This window comes from Cohnella kolymensis (assembly GCF_000829465.1).
In the GTDB taxonomy this organism is placed as follows: domain Bacteria; phylum Bacillota; class Bacilli; order Paenibacillales; family Paenibacillaceae; genus Cohnella; species Cohnella kolymensis.
The window spans coordinates 182,692-197,904 of the sequence record NZ_JXAL01000014.1 but is presented as its reverse complement, the minus strand read 5'-3'; the positions used below and the strand labels follow the sequence as shown (position 1 = coordinate 197,904).

General features: G+C 45.6%; 17 protein-coding genes and 1 riboswitch. Of the genes, 12 read left to right on the top strand and 5 right to left on the bottom strand.

Annotated features, from left to right (window positions below):
• Window positions 1-291 (bottom strand): ATP-dependent DNA ligase (locus tag SD71_RS09870; protein WP_041062203.1); only part of this gene is annotated, 291 nt, incomplete at its 3' end.
• 528 nt (window positions 292-819) lie between these two features.
• Here SD71_RS09870 and SD71_RS09865 point away from each other — a divergent pair.
• Together SD71_RS09865 and SD71_RS09860 are read left to right on the top strand one after the other, a co-directional pair.
• On the top strand, window positions 820-1,020 hold the full coding sequence (locus SD71_RS09865; protein ID WP_041062202.1) for a hypothetical protein: 201 nt from the start codon (window positions 820-822) through the stop codon (window positions 1,018-1,020).
• On the top strand, window positions 1,017-1,316 hold the full coding sequence (locus SD71_RS09860; protein WP_041062201.1) for a hypothetical protein: 300 nt from the start codon (window positions 1,017-1,019) through the stop codon (window positions 1,314-1,316). Before SD71_RS09865 ends, SD71_RS09860 begins: the two co-directional genes overlap by 4 nt.
• Before the next feature lie 52 nt (window positions 1,317-1,368).
• Window positions 1,369-1,454, top strand: a riboswitch (cyclic di-GMP riboswitch).
• 142 nt (window positions 1,455-1,596) lie between these two features.
• Here SD71_RS09860 and SD71_RS26190 read toward each other — a convergent pair.
• From SD71_RS26190 to istA, 3 genes are read right to left on the bottom strand one after another with little or no spacing between them, the layout of a single operon-like run.
• Window positions 1,597-1,788, bottom strand: a complete 192-nt coding sequence (locus SD71_RS26190; protein ID WP_082034157.1) for a helix-turn-helix domain-containing protein — start codon at window positions 1,786-1,788, stop codon at window positions 1,597-1,599.
• 60 nt (window positions 1,789-1,848) lie between these two features.
• Window positions 1,849-2,631 (bottom strand): IS21-like element helper ATPase IstB, encoded by a 783-nt coding sequence (gene istB / locus SD71_RS09855; protein WP_041062200.1) that lies wholly within the window; start codon window positions 2,629-2,631, stop codon window positions 1,849-1,851.
• On the bottom strand, window positions 2,628-3,830 hold the full coding sequence (gene istA / locus SD71_RS09850; RefSeq protein ID WP_268747729.1) for an IS21 family transposase: 1,203 nt from the start codon (window positions 3,828-3,830) through the stop codon (window positions 2,628-2,630). The genes istB and istA overlap by 4 nt, the downstream gene beginning before the upstream one ends.
• Window positions 3,831-3,891: 61 nt before the next feature.
• Between istA and SD71_RS09845 the strand changes: the two genes are divergently transcribed.
• Window positions 3,892-4,434: a class I SAM-dependent methyltransferase gene (locus tag SD71_RS09845; RefSeq protein WP_052476122.1), complete on the top strand. Its 543-nt coding sequence runs from the start codon at window positions 3,892-3,894 to the stop codon at window positions 4,432-4,434.
• 121 nt (window positions 4,435-4,555) lie between these two features.
• Here the strand turns inward: SD71_RS09845 and SD71_RS09840 are convergent, their stop codons facing one another.
• Window positions 4,556-4,741, bottom strand: coding sequence for a hypothetical protein (locus SD71_RS09840; RefSeq protein ID WP_041062198.1), 186 nt, complete (start codon window positions 4,739-4,741; stop codon window positions 4,556-4,558).
• A 225-nt stretch (window positions 4,742-4,966) separates the two neighbouring features.
• Here SD71_RS09840 and SD71_RS09835 point away from each other — a divergent pair, with 225 nt between their 5' ends.
• From SD71_RS09835 to SD71_RS09800, 9 genes are all read left to right on the top strand, one after another.
• Window positions 4,967-6,142 carry an MFS transporter gene (locus SD71_RS09835; RefSeq protein WP_161793367.1) on the top strand — a complete coding sequence of 392 codons (1,176 nt, stop codon included), beginning with the start codon at window positions 4,967-4,969 and terminating at the stop codon, window positions 6,140-6,142.
• A gap of 340 nt (window positions 6,143-6,482) precedes the next feature.
• A complete protein-coding gene (locus tag SD71_RS22155) occupies window positions 6,483-7,067 on the top strand; it encodes a beta-ketoacyl-[acyl-carrier-protein] synthase family protein (protein ID WP_052476121.1) in 585 nt (194 codons plus the stop codon).
• The gene (locus SD71_RS22150; protein WP_161793366.1) at window positions 6,985-7,665 is read left to right on the top strand and encodes a thiolase family protein; all 681 of its coding nucleotides are present in this window, start codon (window positions 6,985-6,987) and stop codon (window positions 7,663-7,665) included. The genes SD71_RS22155 and SD71_RS22150 overlap by 83 nt, the downstream gene beginning before the upstream one ends.
• 2 nt (window positions 7,666-7,667) lie before the next feature.
• The gene (locus tag SD71_RS09825; RefSeq protein ID WP_041062196.1) at window positions 7,668-8,090 is read left to right on the top strand and encodes a Zn-ribbon domain-containing OB-fold protein; all 423 of its coding nucleotides are present in this window, start codon (window positions 7,668-7,670) and stop codon (window positions 8,088-8,090) included.
• Window positions 8,091-8,417: 327 nt separating this feature from the next.
• Complete coding sequence (locus SD71_RS09820; RefSeq protein WP_161793365.1) at window positions 8,418-9,320, top strand: ABC transporter substrate-binding protein; 903 nt, start codon at window positions 8,418-8,420, stop codon at window positions 9,318-9,320.
• Window positions 9,321-9,348: 28 nt separating this feature from the next.
• Window positions 9,349-11,094: an ABC transporter permease gene (locus SD71_RS09815; RefSeq protein ID WP_041062194.1), complete on the top strand. Its 1,746-nt coding sequence runs from the start codon at window positions 9,349-9,351 to the stop codon at window positions 11,092-11,094.
• Window positions 11,095-11,105: 11 nt separating this feature from the next.
• Window positions 11,106-12,185, top strand: coding sequence for an ABC transporter ATP-binding protein (locus SD71_RS09810; RefSeq protein WP_052476119.1), 1,080 nt, complete (start codon window positions 11,106-11,108; stop codon window positions 12,183-12,185).
• A gap of 49 nt (window positions 12,186-12,234) precedes the next feature.
• Window positions 12,235-14,367, top strand: a complete 2,133-nt coding sequence (locus SD71_RS09805; RefSeq protein WP_041062193.1) for an acetate--CoA ligase family protein — start codon at window positions 12,235-12,237, stop codon at window positions 14,365-14,367.
• A gap of 1 nt (window position 14,368) precedes the next feature.
• On the top strand, window positions 14,369-15,193 hold the full coding sequence (locus SD71_RS09800; protein WP_041062192.1) for an NAD(P)-dependent oxidoreductase: 825 nt from the start codon (window positions 14,369-14,371) through the stop codon (window positions 15,191-15,193).
• The last annotated feature ends 20 nt before the right edge of the window (window positions 15,194-15,213 follow it).

Genomic DNA, 15,213 nt, shown 5'->3' with positions numbered 1-15,213 from the left:
TTTCTTCATCTGGAACCGCTCCATGACCATCTCAAAATCGATAGAACCGGTCTCCGGGTTGATGCAGGCTACCTCGCCGTCCAATACAGTGTCTGAATGGTCATCGATCGGCACGGCATGCAGCTCCGGATACTGACGAGTCACATCATTATTGTGGCGTGTGAAAAGCCGGACTTCACCATTCTGAACTGAAAGAATAAGACGGTGGCCATCGATCTTCGGCTCAAATATGTAGTTGTCGTCATCAAAAGGTTTTTCCACTTTTTCAAGAAGCATCGGAGGCAGAAACATCGATAGACCACCTTTCTATCAGTTGGTGATATATCGATTGTAGCATTAGGGGCTGTTTATTTATGTCGGTAAATAGCGGATGCACCAGTGGACTATCATGACATTATCGCTGTTTTTTGCCTTGCTAATCTACGTCAATCTTTTTTATACATCGGGATTTTGAACAAAACTGTTTGGTTCCGTTCCAACTTCCCCAGTAACAACCCACACATCTTTGAGGTTGTCTGAAATTCTGTTCTTGAACCCATTTAGGCATGACTGATGAATCTCCTTTTTATCATTAACTCCACGTTTTACCATTAACAATGAGATGAAAAATTTATGCTCAACAAACGAACCGGGGCCTGTGATGGGGGAGTCAGGGGCCGGCTCCTTTAGTGTTTTTACTATATATTTTTTTCCATGCACTCTTTAACGGCGGCTGCCACAACGTAAACCCTTATTTACCACGCAGCCCGATGTCGAACCTTAGGGATTATCAAAATATTTTTTATATTGATAAGAACATTTGTTCGGTTTATAAATATAATGCTGATCGAGAAGTGTGTCGGGCGGATCGTCGATATCATCTACCAGGACAGCAAGGGAAATATCACGAAACGACAAATAAGCATACATAAGGTGCGCGACGGTAAGGTGAGGGGATTCGATACGGTTAAGCAGGCTTTCCGGTCTTTCGAGGTGGAGAGGATACTGGCGGCTCTCCCGGTAAGCAGGAGACCGGCGTGAGTACACCTCGGAATATTGATAAAGAAGAAATGGCGTGTGTGAAGGATTTCTTAATTCTGCCGTTGATGTTGGATTACATTGACGCCGATATGAAAGCAATTCAGCAGGCCGGTCTCAAAACTGACCTGATTCTTATTCAGGAATTGAAGAAAGCACAAAGTCGGGCAGTGGATGAGCATATTCTAATAAAAAGAACATTACGCGAAAGGGGTATCAAGGTATTCTCCATTCGTAACAGTTCACTGGGCATCTACGCAGAATACCTTTGCCGTAATACATGCGTAGGAGTAAAATGAACCCACAGTCATTTAACCAAACAAGATGACTTTGAAACATAAAATATATTGCCAACCGAAAGAGCATACCCGGTGAAAGCCGGCGACGCAAAACTAAAGGGGCTAACGCGTAATCCGCTATGCCAGCCAGGTGCCGAAGATGGGGTGATTACATGATATAGCTTTCCGCTTTGGCTGCAACCTACAAAAAGTATTAGGTTGCATATTGTGGAAGCAATACTTAAGCTATAGATTAAGTCTCTTCGCAGGAGGGAGCAATAAATGCCCTCTACCGTTTGCCTTAGTCGGGTAAGTGTACCAGCTCAATGAGATCATCCATGTAGCATCCAAAGAAATCAGCTGCCATTTTCAGGTTTTCAACGGACAGCTGCTTATCATTGTGGCAAACCTGAGAAATGAATGCCTGGGATACACCAAGGTGACGTGCTAGATCGACTTGCTTCTTTCCCGTTCTATTAAACCATTCAGTCAAACGGTGTCAAGATCGGACGAAAATTCCCCAAAAGAATCGCTCGAAAATTCCCCAGTTTTATCAGTCGGCTTCGTTCACGTCAGCAGGTTCTGGACGGAAGAAGCCGGCCTTTTTCTTTTCCTTGATACGATAACTTTCACCCTTAATGTTTACCGTGCTTGAGTGGTGTAGGAGGCGATCGAGTATCGCCGTGGCCAGTACATTGTCTCCGAAAATGTCGCCCCATGCGCCAAACGTTTTATTTGATGTCAAAAGAATAGCGCCGCGCTCATATCGCTCCGAGACGATTTGAAAGAAGAAATGAGCTGCTGTCTCATCCATCTTCCGGTAGCCAATCTCATCGATGATTAACAGATCCGGCTTAATAAACATCTTCATCTTCTGCTTAATGGTGTTAGTCATGTGAGCCATTTGCAGTGTTTGAACAAGGTCATGGGCAGTGATGAAATAGACCGTGTAACGTTGTTTAATGGCTTCGAGTCCTAGTGCGACAGCAAGGTGTGTCTTACCGACGCCCGACGGTCCTAAGAAGACCAGATTTTCTTGATGCTCCACAAATCGAAGCGTCGCAAGATCCCGAATACGACGCTCATCCACCGATGGCTGAAATGCAAAGTCGAACTGGTCGAGTGTTTTGCGGAACGGCAAGTGGGCCATGCGCGTCCTTGTATGAATGAATCGGTCGTGTTTTGCCAGCAGTTCTTCTGCCAGGAGATTGTCCAAAAACTCCAAGTACGGTATATTTCGTTTAGACGCTTCTTCGGCGTGCTGATGGAGGATCTCGGGTATGCGAACCCATCCAAAGTGGCGAATCGCAGCTTCCAGGCGTTCTTGTAGGATCACTGGAGCACCGCCTCTTCCATGAGCGCATCATAGACCGAAAGTGGGCGTTCCAACACTTCTGGTGCGGTTTGTGCTACATAACGAGGCGTAGGTTCCAAGGCCGGACGGCTCGTTGCTGTGCGAATCCCCTCGAAGTGTTTTTTGTTGCTAATAATTTGGTGTCGTCCCATGGATTTTCGGTGCTCGGCGATGATTTGTCCGCCGCTGAAGATACGCAGCGTCCCGTTCTTTTCGTCTTGTACTTCAACGGTGACACCGACGTAGGCAAACGGTGCAGAATACCGGTTCGCGTCGTAAGAGACGTAGCAGTCGGCGGATACTTTTCGGTGAAATCGGTCCGCATAGGCAAACGAAATGTCTGTGACCGACCGCAATCCTTCTTCCTTCCACATTTCTGTAGGGACTTGGAATGTGGTGCCGTGCCGGCGCCGGTTGGCAACTGTATCGAGCCAGTGAAGGACTTGGGCATTCAAATCTTGCAAGCCTGTAAACGTGCGGATCCGCGGCCAAAAATTCTTGCGTACATAACCTACGCCATTCTCAACTTTACCCTTTGTCCTGGCGCGATATGGTTTACATCGCCGGAGTATAAATCCGTAGTGATCCGCAAACCGCGCGAACCGCTCGTTCCAGACAACCTCGCCGTTTTCGTCATGACCGGCAACGACAGTTTTCATATTGTCATACAAGCAGGTTTGCGTGACTCCGCCGAAGTAACCGAAAGCGCGGGTATGACAGCCCATTAGTGTTTCGAGTCGCTCATCTTCCGTAAACTCGACATACATCATCCGCGAGTAACCGAGGACCGCGACGAATGCATATAAACGCTTGAATCCGTCCTCTTGCTGGACTTTGAAATGTCCCCAGTCCACCTGTGCTTGTTGCCCCGGCTTAGTCTCGAACCGCTCGGTTGCTTTCCACTGCATCGCTGGGCGAAGCGGCTGCATGAAGAGACGAAGGATTGTGCTGCTCCCGGTGTAGCCTCTCTCACGGATCTCATCCAAAATGACCATAGCGTTTAGACAACCCTCTGTCATGCGGTTCCGAATGTAATCTTTGTAACCATCTAGCTTTCCAGCAGTACTTTTACGCTGTGAATAGCTGCTTGGCTGGTCTTGCTCCAACCACTTCCTCACAGTCTTTCGATCTCGCCCCAGTTCCTCAGCGATTTGACTTATGCTCATTCCTCTTTGCCTCATGTCTTTCATACGAAAAAACTCCCCGTTCTTAACCAATCTCGACTCTCTCCTCTCGGAGAGAATGTCGGCTTTTGGTGGGGAATTTTCAACCGATGATATTGAGGATTTTACAACCGATCTTCACAGCGTTCTCGATTTCGGCTCCGGCACCGGCGCTAACTGCTGTATCTGTGATCCGGGTCATTATCTCGGTATTGAACCGGACGCAAAGAGGGTTGCGCTTGCTCAAAGGCTTTATCCGGAGCACCGGTTCTCCCACTTCGATCAGAAACAGGTGCCTGCCGACGATGAGTCCGTTGACTACGTGTTAGTAATAGCGGTTCTTCATCATTTGCAGGACGAGCAAATACAAAGCTATTTGAGTGAATTTGAAAGGGTATTGAAACGAGGCGGGAAGATTATTGTTATGGAGCCATACCTCCTTGACGGTTCACGCGTGAGAAACAGCTTGATGCGATGGTATGACGATGGGGATCACATACGCGACGAGGACAGCTACTTGAGGCTATTCCATTCCGAGCGATTTGATTGTCAAGTAGTCAGGAAGTTTTCGAAGTGCCTCGTATACAATGAGATCTTTTTCGCAGCAACGCCAAAAAAATGAAAACACGTGCTACGAGGCACGACGCCGGTTATTTCGCTCTTCCTCCTTGCGAACCTCTGAACCAGAAGTGTGCAATCACTGCCGCCACCACAACAAGCGCCCAAATCACGATTTTCACCCCCTAAGGTTCATCGATGTACTCATGTTTATCCGCCATCTTAGTGATCGCATCGGCAAGCCTATTGTCTTCCGCATCTGCAGCATTATTCTCGTTAACCAGCTGCAGGTCTTTGCTATTATCGTTTTCTAACCGGGTCTCGGGATCGGCATCGGCCGCATTCACTAAATTGTTCTTTTCCAAGGGCATTCAGATTCCTCCTTTCGGATTAGAGTTTGCTGATTTCCGGATTTTTAACCTGAATTTGACAACAAAGTAGAAATCCCCACCGGGGAGTGTCAGCGGGATTAGCACCTGTGACTTTGCGATCCGTTTTTCAATGACAAGAAGGAAGTACATGAGGATTCGTCGAATTGCCAAATATGATTTGCAATGCTGATCAACATAACGGTATTGTCCTTCGATAGGGAGTGGGTGAATCTGAATTATCGGCTCGTTTTGATGATAAACATGATCATGTTGATGGTAATCAGCGGTGTGAAGCCAATAGTCGTATTACATGCGACGGATATAGGCGTCACATCTACACAAATAAGCTTATTCATTGCGAGCTACGCCTTCTTCCCGGCGGTGCTAGGCATCCAAATCGGTAAATGGATTGATCGCTACGGGATGCACAGAATGGTAATTGGCGCACACTCTGTATTGGCGGCAGCTCTAGCTCTTGGAGCTGTATATCCCAGCTTCCTTACTTTTATAATTCAGCAAACGATGATGGGTATATCAGTTACTTTTCTTATGGTCGCTCTGCAAAAGCGAGTTGGAAGTTTTGAGGGAAACTTGGATAAACTAGTCGCTAATTTCACTCTTTCCAGTGCCATTGGATCCATGATGGGACCATTGCTCACCGCGCTCATCTATGATAGATTTGGATTTTTCTTTGCTAACAGTGTGAATATCATTCTAGTGCTGATTGGACTGGCTAGCTGTTTTCTGATTCGCAAGTCTGGTTGGGATTCAGTAGTAGAGTCGGAGGAGGTCACTCACCCGGATTCAATATGGTTAATGCTGGGTAACCGCGATCTTCGGAACGCTATCATAATAAGCGGTTTGGTTCTGTCAAGCCGGGAACTATTCTCGTCATTTTTTCCGTTACTGGCAGTTCAAATGAATGTAGGACCGACACTGATTGGTGCATTGATGGCATTTTACGGATTGACAGCAATTGTTATCCGTCTTGCCCAGTTTAGGCTCGTGGGCAGGTTGGGTCGAATAAAGATCTTGATGTATTCGCTTTATTTGAGTGGTATTGTATTTTGGTTTCTCCCTTATTCGCCATCTACAGCTATATTACTGATTCTTGTTGGCTTGCTAGGCGCAGGGCTTGGCCTAGGGCTACCGCTGAGCCTATCTTATTCTTTGCAGGCGAGCCCCGTCGAGAGGCAAGGTGAAGTGTTAGGCCTTCGTCTTACAGTCAATCGTGCTTCCCAATTTGCTCTGCCGCTTGTTCTTGGTGCGTTTAGCGGCTTGTTAGGAATCTCGATCATATTTTGGTCATGTGGAACGATGCTTGCCTTGTTCGGATACGTCATCCGGCCAAAACCGGAAGTGAGAAGCCATGAGAATAATCATACGTCAGCAGATCATTAGGTAGTCATCAATGTTGTTCAATTTCTTAATTGACTGATAAGTCTAATTATTGTAAAATCAAATTATAAATTTTCGAACACAATGTTCGTATTGCGAACAAAAATTACGTGAAAGGAGTTGGTTTAAGGTGTTCAACTATGAGCACTCCAGGTGGACTAGTACATAAGGATTTACGTTTAGGATTTAAATTACATTTTTTTTAAAGTTAATTGTAAGCGCATCCACAAAATTTTAGCATATCGATTGTTATGTAACTGCATAAAATTTCCTTTTCACTGTGTCAACTTAATTCAGCTTGTAGTTTAAATAATCTGATTTCATAAAACGGAGGCTCGAGAACATGAAACGATGCGCTATCGTTGGAATGGGATTGATAACTGGGCTTCAAGAGGGCAAGACATCGCGGCTTCTTGAAGCGGAAGCAGCGCGCTTGGCCATAGAGGACGCAGGATTAAAGCGATCGGATATTAATGGCTCGATGCAGTTAAGACGCACAGGAGGTGGGGGAGAACGCGCGTTTCTGTCCGATGCTTATCCCCGAGTACTGGGTTTGCCAGTAAATTTCTATTATACCGTTGGACGCGGTGGTTGTTTGGCTGGCTTAGCAATCACTCAAGCGATTTCCTTTTTGAATCTAGGTATAGCAGATTATGTGGTATTAACTGGCGCTGTCGACGATAAATCACGAGCCAATATGAGTAAAAAACAAGGCTTCCGTGGTATGTCCCACATGGAGAAAGAAGGATATTGGGGCAAACCCTTCGGGGACTCCATTGCTCCAAGCCATCATAGTTGGTTTGCATCACGCCATATGCATGAATACGGCACAACGAGTGAACAATTTGGCGCAATTGCTGTGCAACAGCGGGAATGGGCGCAAAAAAAACCCCCGCGCTCATTTTTATGGCCGTCCTTTGACAATTGAAGATCATCAGAATTCTCCATGGATTGTTGAGCCTTACCACCTTAATGACATTTGTCTTGTTAGCGACGGAGCAGTGTCGGTCGTTGTAACGACTGAAGATCGAGCTAAAGATTTAAAGAAACCTCCTGTTTGGGTGCTTGGCTGCGGATTCGGAGAAGCGATGGCAAACTTATGGTGGGAGAAGGAGAATTACACGAAGTTGGCTGTTCAAACTGCCAAAGATCAAGCGTTTCGGCAGGCTGGAATAACCTTGGAAGATATTGATTGCGCTCAACTTTACGACTGCTTTACTGGCGAAGTTCTTTTTCAATTGGAGGATTACGGTTGGTGTGAGAAGGGGTCAGGAGGCGCGTTTGTTGAAGCCGGCAGTATTGGGCCTGGCGGTTCGATTCCAGTCAACACCAGTGGCGGTTTACTCTCCGCCTACCATTTCGGAGACTTAACTGGACTGTCCGAAGCGGTATTACAGCTTCGCGGTGAAGCCGGTGAACGTCAAATTCAAAACTGCGAAGTTGCGCTGGTTACAGGACATGGCGGGGAAGTGTTGTCACCAGCGATGTGCTCGATTCATTCAACACTTCTGTTGGGAGGCAACTGATTATGGCATGGGACAAACCGTTACCGAATATTGACTTGGACATCAAACCGTTTTGGGACGGATTGAGAGAACACAAATTCTTGTTATTCCGATGTAAAGAATGTGGAACCTCATACTGGCCTGCTTCCTACTGCCGGAATTGTGGCAATGACGGAGAATTCATGTCTGGATTGGAATGGCAGGAAGGCAGTCGTTTTGGTACCGTATTTGTCTTTAACATTCACCATACTGCTTTTCATCCTGGATTTAAGGATGAAGTACCTTACGTGTACGCCTTAATAGAATTAGATGATGGACCGATGTTCGGAACAAACATCATTGGATGCACACCCGATGAAGTAGCAATTGGAAAACGGGTGGAAATCATATTTGAGGATCACCTCGAAGAAGGTTTTACTTTACCAAAAGCAAGGCTAGTTCCTTGAATCAGAAAAAATAAACGATTTGAGCACGGTGCCCCCGGCTTATATACCTCCACATTCACATGCGCACATTTAGCCGTGCTCCTCATGGGAGGATTACAATGAAGGCGATTCGTTGGAAATATGGCTTTCTGCTAGTTTGTATGCTCCTTTTTTTAAATGCATGTGGTAATTCATCTCCTTCACAGAATTCAACAAACTCCCCATTAGAATCAAGCACATCTAACGCTAGTCCAAAATCTTCAATTACGGAACAGTTCTCGCCTCTCTCATATGAAGGGTCAGATAGAGAACAAAAAAATTATAGACGGTGCAAAAAAAGAAGGAAAAGTGACTTGGTATACTTCTTTGGCCGGTGATATCGTCAATAGCTTAGTTAAAGGGTTTGAGGAAAAATACCCTTTCATCAAGGTTGAAGTTTTCCGCGGTGATCAAGCGAATGTGGTGCAGCGTATTACGCAGGAAGCCCAAGCAAATAAAAACATTGTCGATGTCATAGAGGTAACCTCCGACGGAGCGCTACTCCTTAAAGAAATGGGTTTAACAGTTCCGTATTTTTCTCCTGGGGCTGTCAAATTGCCGGAAACTTACCGAATTTCAGCCGATGGTAATACTGTTTGGCAGTCCATTGATCGGATCTCATATATTGGGTTTAGTTATAACACATCTAAGCTCCCTCCAGCTGCGGTACCACAAACATTAAATGATCTTTTGAAGCCGGAGTTAAAGGACAAATTGCATATTGTTTCATCAACCACCGGTGTTCGCTGGGTTGGTGCCGTGCTTAACCAGTTAGGAGAGGAAGAAGGCCGTAAATTCTTGAGTCAGATGAGCGGTCAAAATGTAAAAGTGCAGTCTATATCCGGCGCGGCGCTAATGGAATTGGTGGCCCAAGGCGAAGCCCCTGCTTCCGTGTCCATCTTTAGAAATCACAATGACCAACAAAAGGCTAAAGGGGCTTCGGTAGAATGGCTTCCAATTGAGCCTGTGATCGCCAATGCAGGAGGGGTCATTGTGGCCAAGGAAGTGAAAAACCCCAATGCTTCAATGCTCTTAATAGACTTTCTCTTAGGCTCCGATGGAGGAGGCATTTTTAAGAAAGCACAATATTCAACACCATTAGATCAAATCTCATTTAAGTTCTGGCTGCCGGAGACAAATTTTGAGACGTCTAAACAGTATGAGCAGGCCTATGAACAATGGAAACAGATTTTTAACAGCACATTCAAATGATACTTTGTGAACAAAGGGGGGGAATGGATTGGATACAAAAGCTACGATAGTCATGACTGAATCGCCCCGTTTACCCAAAAATCGAGTCAGAAGGAAAAAAATTGGCGAGAAACTTGCCCTAGTTACCATCATGTTGGTCGTTGTTTACTTGGTGTTCCCCCCGTTGTTCACGATGATATGGATCAGCCTTCATCCCGGACGACCGGGAGAGAACTCTTCTTTATCCCTTGAGGCATTTGAGGGAGTTTTGGGGTCCTCAAACTTATGGGAATTAATCTTTAATTCATTGACATTTGCAACAGGAAGCACTCTCGGCGGTGTTTTGTTGGGGACTACATTGGCATGGTTAGTGGCACGCACAGACGTACCGCTAAAGAAACTGGCCTATGCTACAACGTTTTTAGGGTTTGCTGTTCCCGGAATGTTAAAAGTAATCGGCTGGGTTTTGCTATTTGGAGAAAATAATGGCTTGCTTAACAACCTGCTGCGCTCGGCATTCGGTAACCATGTTCATTTCAATATTCAGAGCATGAGCGGCATGGTTCTTCTTGAAAGTCTGATGTGGACTCCAATGGTGTTTCTTTTAATGATAGGTCCCCTTCGTTCCATGGATCCCAGCTTGGAAGAATCTGCAGCAGTATCTGGAGCTAATCAGTGGAGAGTATACAGCAAAATTACCATTCGGCTCCTTATGCCAAGTATTCTTTCAGTATTGATACTGATGTTTATTCGCAGTATTCAGGCCTTTGAAATACCTTTATTTCTTGGTCTTCCGAGCGGTATATTAGTGCTTACCTCGCAAATTTACTCCGACTTGCACTCTTCATTTATTCGAGATTATGCCAGGGCAAGTGCTTACGGTGACTTACTGGTACTTTTTTTGGCATTCATTCTCTACCAGTATCATCGTGTGACAAAGCGAGCAAGCCGTTTTCAAACGGTGACCGGCAAAGGGTTCAGGCCTCGCCTTTTGCGTTTAGGTCGTTGGCGGTGGCTGGGTGCTGGTTATTTAACTTTAATCTTTGTTCTTATGATCCTTCCTATTTGCTATGTGTTCTACGCTTCCCTTGTGCCTTCTTTAGCAGTTAGTGACCAGTCTTTTTGGTCGAGATTGGGCTTCGACAACTATAGAACGATGCTCGGTTATTCTGGTGTGATAATTAGTATACGAAATAGTTTAATTGTCGGAATCGTTAGTGCAACTATTGCCTCTTTGCTGGCAGCCGTTGCCTCATGGATTTCGGTGAGATCAAAGTTAAAGGGAACTTGGTTATTAGATCAATTTATCGGTGTTCCCTTGGTATATCCAGGTGTTGTGCTTAGTCTTTCCGTTCTACTTTTCTACTTATATGTACCGATTCCTTTGTATGGAACCTTATGGATTATTTCAGTTGCTTACGTTGCGCATTTTGCCCCTTATGCCATGAGGTACACACAACCTGCATTATTACAGATCCACGCAGATCTAGAAGACAGTGCCAAAATCGCTGGTGGTTCGTGGCAAGTCGTTTTTCGTAGGATTCTTATACCGATTTTAATGCCATCCATAATAGGAGCATGGATATTTGTTTTCTTCCACAGTGTTCGCGAGTTGTCGATAGCATCCTTATTGTATACCGCCCATACACCGGTCGCGGCTACGCAGATTCTCGATATGTGGACGAACGGCAATTTATCCGTGTTAAGTGCATTCGGCACTCTGTTAACGGTGATAAGCGTCTCATTGGCAGCTTTAATCTATGGTTATGCACGAAGATTTGGGCTTAAGGTCTGAGGAGGATAATTATGATCGAGGTGCGTGATCTGGAAGTCAAGTACCCGGGAAGCGAAGCTAATGCGGTGGATAAGGTGTCCTTCCGCGTGGGGCAAGGCCAATTTTTCTCATTGGTTGGACCTAGTGGTTGTGGCAAAACAACAACTCTCCGCGCTATTGCAGGGTTAGAACTGCCGGATAGCGGAAAGATCATCATTAAAGACACAGAGGCCTTCTCGAGCGAGAAAAATCTAAATGTGCCAGTACACAAACGTGGAATCGGAATGGTATTTCAAAGCTACGCCATTTGGCCGCACCTCAGTGTTTTTGAGAACGTTGCCTTCCCGCTCACCCTAAAAAAAATGAAAAAGGAAGAAGTCCGCAGGCTTGTAGAGGAGGCTTTGGAGACTGTCGGATTACAGAATTTTTTTCGACGGGATGCTACCATGCTTTCCGGTGGGCAACAACAGCGGCTAGCGCTTGCCAGAGCTTTGGTCAGCAAGCCGAAAATCCTTTTGTTGGATGAACCTTTATCGAACTTGGATGCTAAGCTTCGTGAACAAATGAGGGTGGAGATACGCGGTCTTCAACAAAGGTTGGGTATTACCACTCTCTATGTCACTCACGACCAAGAAGAGGCATTATCAATGTCGGATATGATTGCGGTTATGGATCAGGGACGGATTGTGCAATTGGGAGTGCCTGAAGATATCTATCATCAACCGAACAACGACTTCGTAGCGCATTTTATTGGCAACACCAACTTGCTGTATGGGCAGTGGAGAGATGGAAAGATGGTTTTTCCCTGGGGGGAACTTGTGGTTCATTCTATTAGAACAGGAAACGGATGGACTTATGTAGCTGTCCGGCCTGAGGATATCATGTTGAGCCACAATGAATCCGATCTTCAGGGTGATGCCATTGTCGGTGAGGTCATCTCACTCATGTTTATGGGTCAGTATTATGATTGCCGCGTCCGCATATCGCCTGAATGTACCATTCGGGTTCATATTAAGCAATCCGGTGAGGTTTGCGTAGGAGAGAACGTTCAACTGCATTTCAATAAAGACCGAATCCAAGTTGTTCAGTCACAACCAACAGTAGAAGTATGATCCCTGAAGATAGCACCATCACTGGATCGGGAAGGGAGTTTAGTCCATTATGCATACATTGTTTGACTCCACTAAAGGGATAGCCATTGTTGGAGCCGCAGAAAAGCGGAATTATCCTCGAAGTATTATTCAAAATCTACTGCTACAGGGATATCCTAGAGAACAAATTTATCCTGTTAATCCCAACTATGAAGAGGTGATGGGGCTTACTTGCTACGCATCCTTGAAGGACATTCCAGCAGAGATCCACATCGCGGTGCTGGTCACGCGACGGGATACGGTACTCCCGATTTTGGACGAAGCTGCACAGTGTCAGATTAAAACGGCGGTCATTTTGGCCGATGGATTTGCCGAACAAGGACCGGAAGGTGAACAAATACAAAAACAACTTGCTGAATTTGCACGAAACAACAGTATTTCAATTTTAGGACCTAACACATTAGGTTATGTTCATCCTTCGAATGGCGTGGGTATATGGGCTGGGGGAGAGTTCTCCGATAAGATCCGCTCAGGAGGAATTGTACTGGCGTTCCAATCAAGTGGTACGTTGAATCTGGCACTTCAACTTGTTTGCGATAGGAACATCGGCCTGCGAGCAGGAGTTTCCGTTGGTAACGAAGCAGTTGTGGATTTAGCCGATATTATCGATCATTTTGTTCACGATCCTGAAGCCCGTGTAATAGGTGTGTTCTTAGAATCCACAATGCGACCGGCAAAGCTCACTCGTGCATTACTAAATGCCCAAAATGCTGGAAAGCCCGTTATCATGCTAAAAGTTGGAAGGTCCGAACGTGCCCGCCGAAATGCCGTTGCACATACCGGACGTATGGCCAGTTCCGGCGACGCTTGGGAAGCATTGCTAAAACGACTAGGCGTTATTCTAGTTCAAGACATGGATGAATTAATGGAGACTATCGTTCTATTTGATCACCGCAAGCCATTGCGCAAAGAGGCGAGCCTAGGCATTGCCACAATTTCGGGCGGGGATTGCAGTATGCTAAGCGATTTGGCGGAACGACTGGATGTGACGCTTCCAGACGTGGATCCGGAGACGAAGTCTATTTTGGTGGATGCTTTGGAAAAGCCTGCTTTACTGGGAAACCCCCTGGACTGCGAAAATCTTCGAAGAGAAAACTATGAACGGTTTCAAACCTGCATAAGAGCCTTTTGTCAGGATCCAAATATTGAAATGGTCGCTTTTCGCATGCAGTTATTCAAACAGTTGACCCCGGAGATGCGCGAGCTTTATGACTACCTTATTGAGGAAGCTAAAAACGCAGGTAAAATGACGCTCATTTTAACACGTGCAAACGAAACGTTTGATAGATCTTGGTATACCTATTTTGAGGATTCTGACATTTCGTTTCTACCTTCCTACCACACCGCACTGCGCGCTATTCATCATTTGCAAGAGTGGACCCGCCGCAGTGCGAGGAATTTCACTCTCTCTCCTCCAGCCGCCATACCGCAATACATAAACGTAGATGACGAGCAGTCGACGATTTTGAGTTGGGAGCAGACGCAGAATTGGCTAAGGGAATCGTTCATTCCATATGCTCCGGTTTGTTTTGCTGGTTCCCCTGTAGATGCGGAAAGTTGTGCAGTTGACATTGGATTTCCCGTGGCGGTGAAATTAGTCTCCGCTCTTGTTCCGCACAAAAGCGAAATGGATGCTGTAGAACTGAATTTAAAAACCGGCCAAGAAGTTCGCTTGGTCTGTGAGCGTATGCAAGCAAATTTCCGACACCGTTTTCCAGACGCAACAGAGGATGGATTCGAAATTCAATGTATGGTCTCCGGCGGTACCGAAATGATTGTGGGTGTAACTACCGATGCGAGTGTGGGTCCAGTCATTCTGATTGGTGCCGGAGGAATGTTTACGGAAGTAATGAAAGACATTGTTCTGGCAATACCCCCGATTACTGAAGAAGAGGCCCTAGCATTGCTTGACGAATTAAAATTTTCTGCAGTCCTAAAAGGTACACGTGGCCGGCCACCGTTGGATCGAATTGCTCTATCCAGAGCGATTTCCTCGTTTTCTCGGTTTGTAGTTGATCGACAGGATGAAATTCGGGAGATGGATATTAACCCTCTCATGGTTATGCCGGAAGGAAAGGGTGTAATGGCAGTGGACGCACTTATTACAGTGAAAAACAAACCTAATTGGGAAGGAGTGAACTAGCATGATAAATCGAGTGGGAATGATAGGCGTAGGGGCCATGGGTTTAGAGATGGTACGCCATATGATTAACAAAGGTTTTCAGGTTACTGTTAATGATTTGAACCCAGCACAGATGGATAAGGCGGCTTCACTCGGGGCTACAACTGCCGTAAACGGTCAAGAAGTTGCCCAACACACTGAGTGTACCATAGTGATGGTAGCCACTGATAAGCAGGTTGAGGACGTCATTTGCGGTGAACACGGAATATTAAAAGGGGCTGCACAGGGCCATATCATCATGGTAAGCAGTTCGGTTAATCCGAACACCTGTCAAAGATTAAATGAGATAACTGAAAGACATGAGTGTATGCTATTGGATTCACCGGTGGTATTCGGCATGGCCGGAGCAATCGAAGGCCGCTTAAAGACATTGGTAGGCGGATCTGAAAAAGCTTTTAATGAAGTAAAAAATGTCTTTATGGCCTATTGTTCAGATGCCATTTACATGGGCGTCAGCGGTAATGGCCAATTGACAAAGACATGTAATAACATGCTTCATTGGACCATGATTGTGGCAAACTACGAGGTTTTATCTCTGGCGAAAAGGTTCAATATCCATCCTGCTCGAATGCGAGAAGTTTTACTTCAATGTCCGGCCACAAACGGATCATTGACTCATTGGATGGAAAGTAATTTAACGTGGTACGAAAAAGATATGGATACAGTCATGGAATTAGCTCAGGAAGTTAAATTATCCATTCCATTGCATGGCTTGGTGGATCAGTTGATTATGCAATTAAATGCGAAAATTACAAGAGCTCTGATAAACGATCCACTGGACAATTAAAGTAAAAATGAAAGAAGGGA

What these genes read in the sequence shown, in the direction of transcription:
- SD71_RS09810 (WP_052476119.1), top strand. Translation starts at nt 11,106, where the DNA reads ATGATCGAGGTGCGTGATCTGGAAGTCAAGTACCCGGGAAGCGAAGCT.
- SD71_RS09800 (WP_041062192.1), top strand. Translation starts at nt 14,369, where the DNA reads ATGATAAATCGAGTGGGAATGATAGGCGTAGGGGCCATGGGTTTAGAG.
- SD71_RS09840 (WP_041062198.1), bottom strand. Translation starts at nt 4,741, where the DNA reads ATGCCCTTGGAAAAGAACAATTTAGTGAATGCGGCCGATGCCGATCCC.
- SD71_RS09845 (WP_052476122.1), top strand. Translation starts at nt 3,892, where the DNA reads ATGTCGGCTTTTGGTGGGGAATTTTCAACCGATGATATTGAGGATTTT.
- SD71_RS22155 (WP_052476121.1), top strand. Translation starts at nt 6,483, where the DNA reads ATGAAACGATGCGCTATCGTTGGAATGGGATTGATAACTGGGCTTCAA.
- istA (WP_268747729.1), bottom strand. Translation starts at nt 3,830, where the DNA reads ATGAGGCAAAGAGGAATGAGCATAAGTCAAATCGCTGAGGAACTGGGG.
- SD71_RS09825 (WP_041062196.1), top strand. Translation starts at nt 7,668, where the DNA reads ATGGCATGGGACAAACCGTTACCGAATATTGACTTGGACATCAAACCG.
- SD71_RS09805 (WP_041062193.1), top strand. Translation starts at nt 12,235, where the DNA reads ATGCATACATTGTTTGACTCCACTAAAGGGATAGCCATTGTTGGAGCC.
- SD71_RS09865 (WP_041062202.1), top strand. Translation starts at nt 820, where the DNA reads ATGCTGATCGAGAAGTGTGTCGGGCGGATCGTCGATATCATCTACCAG.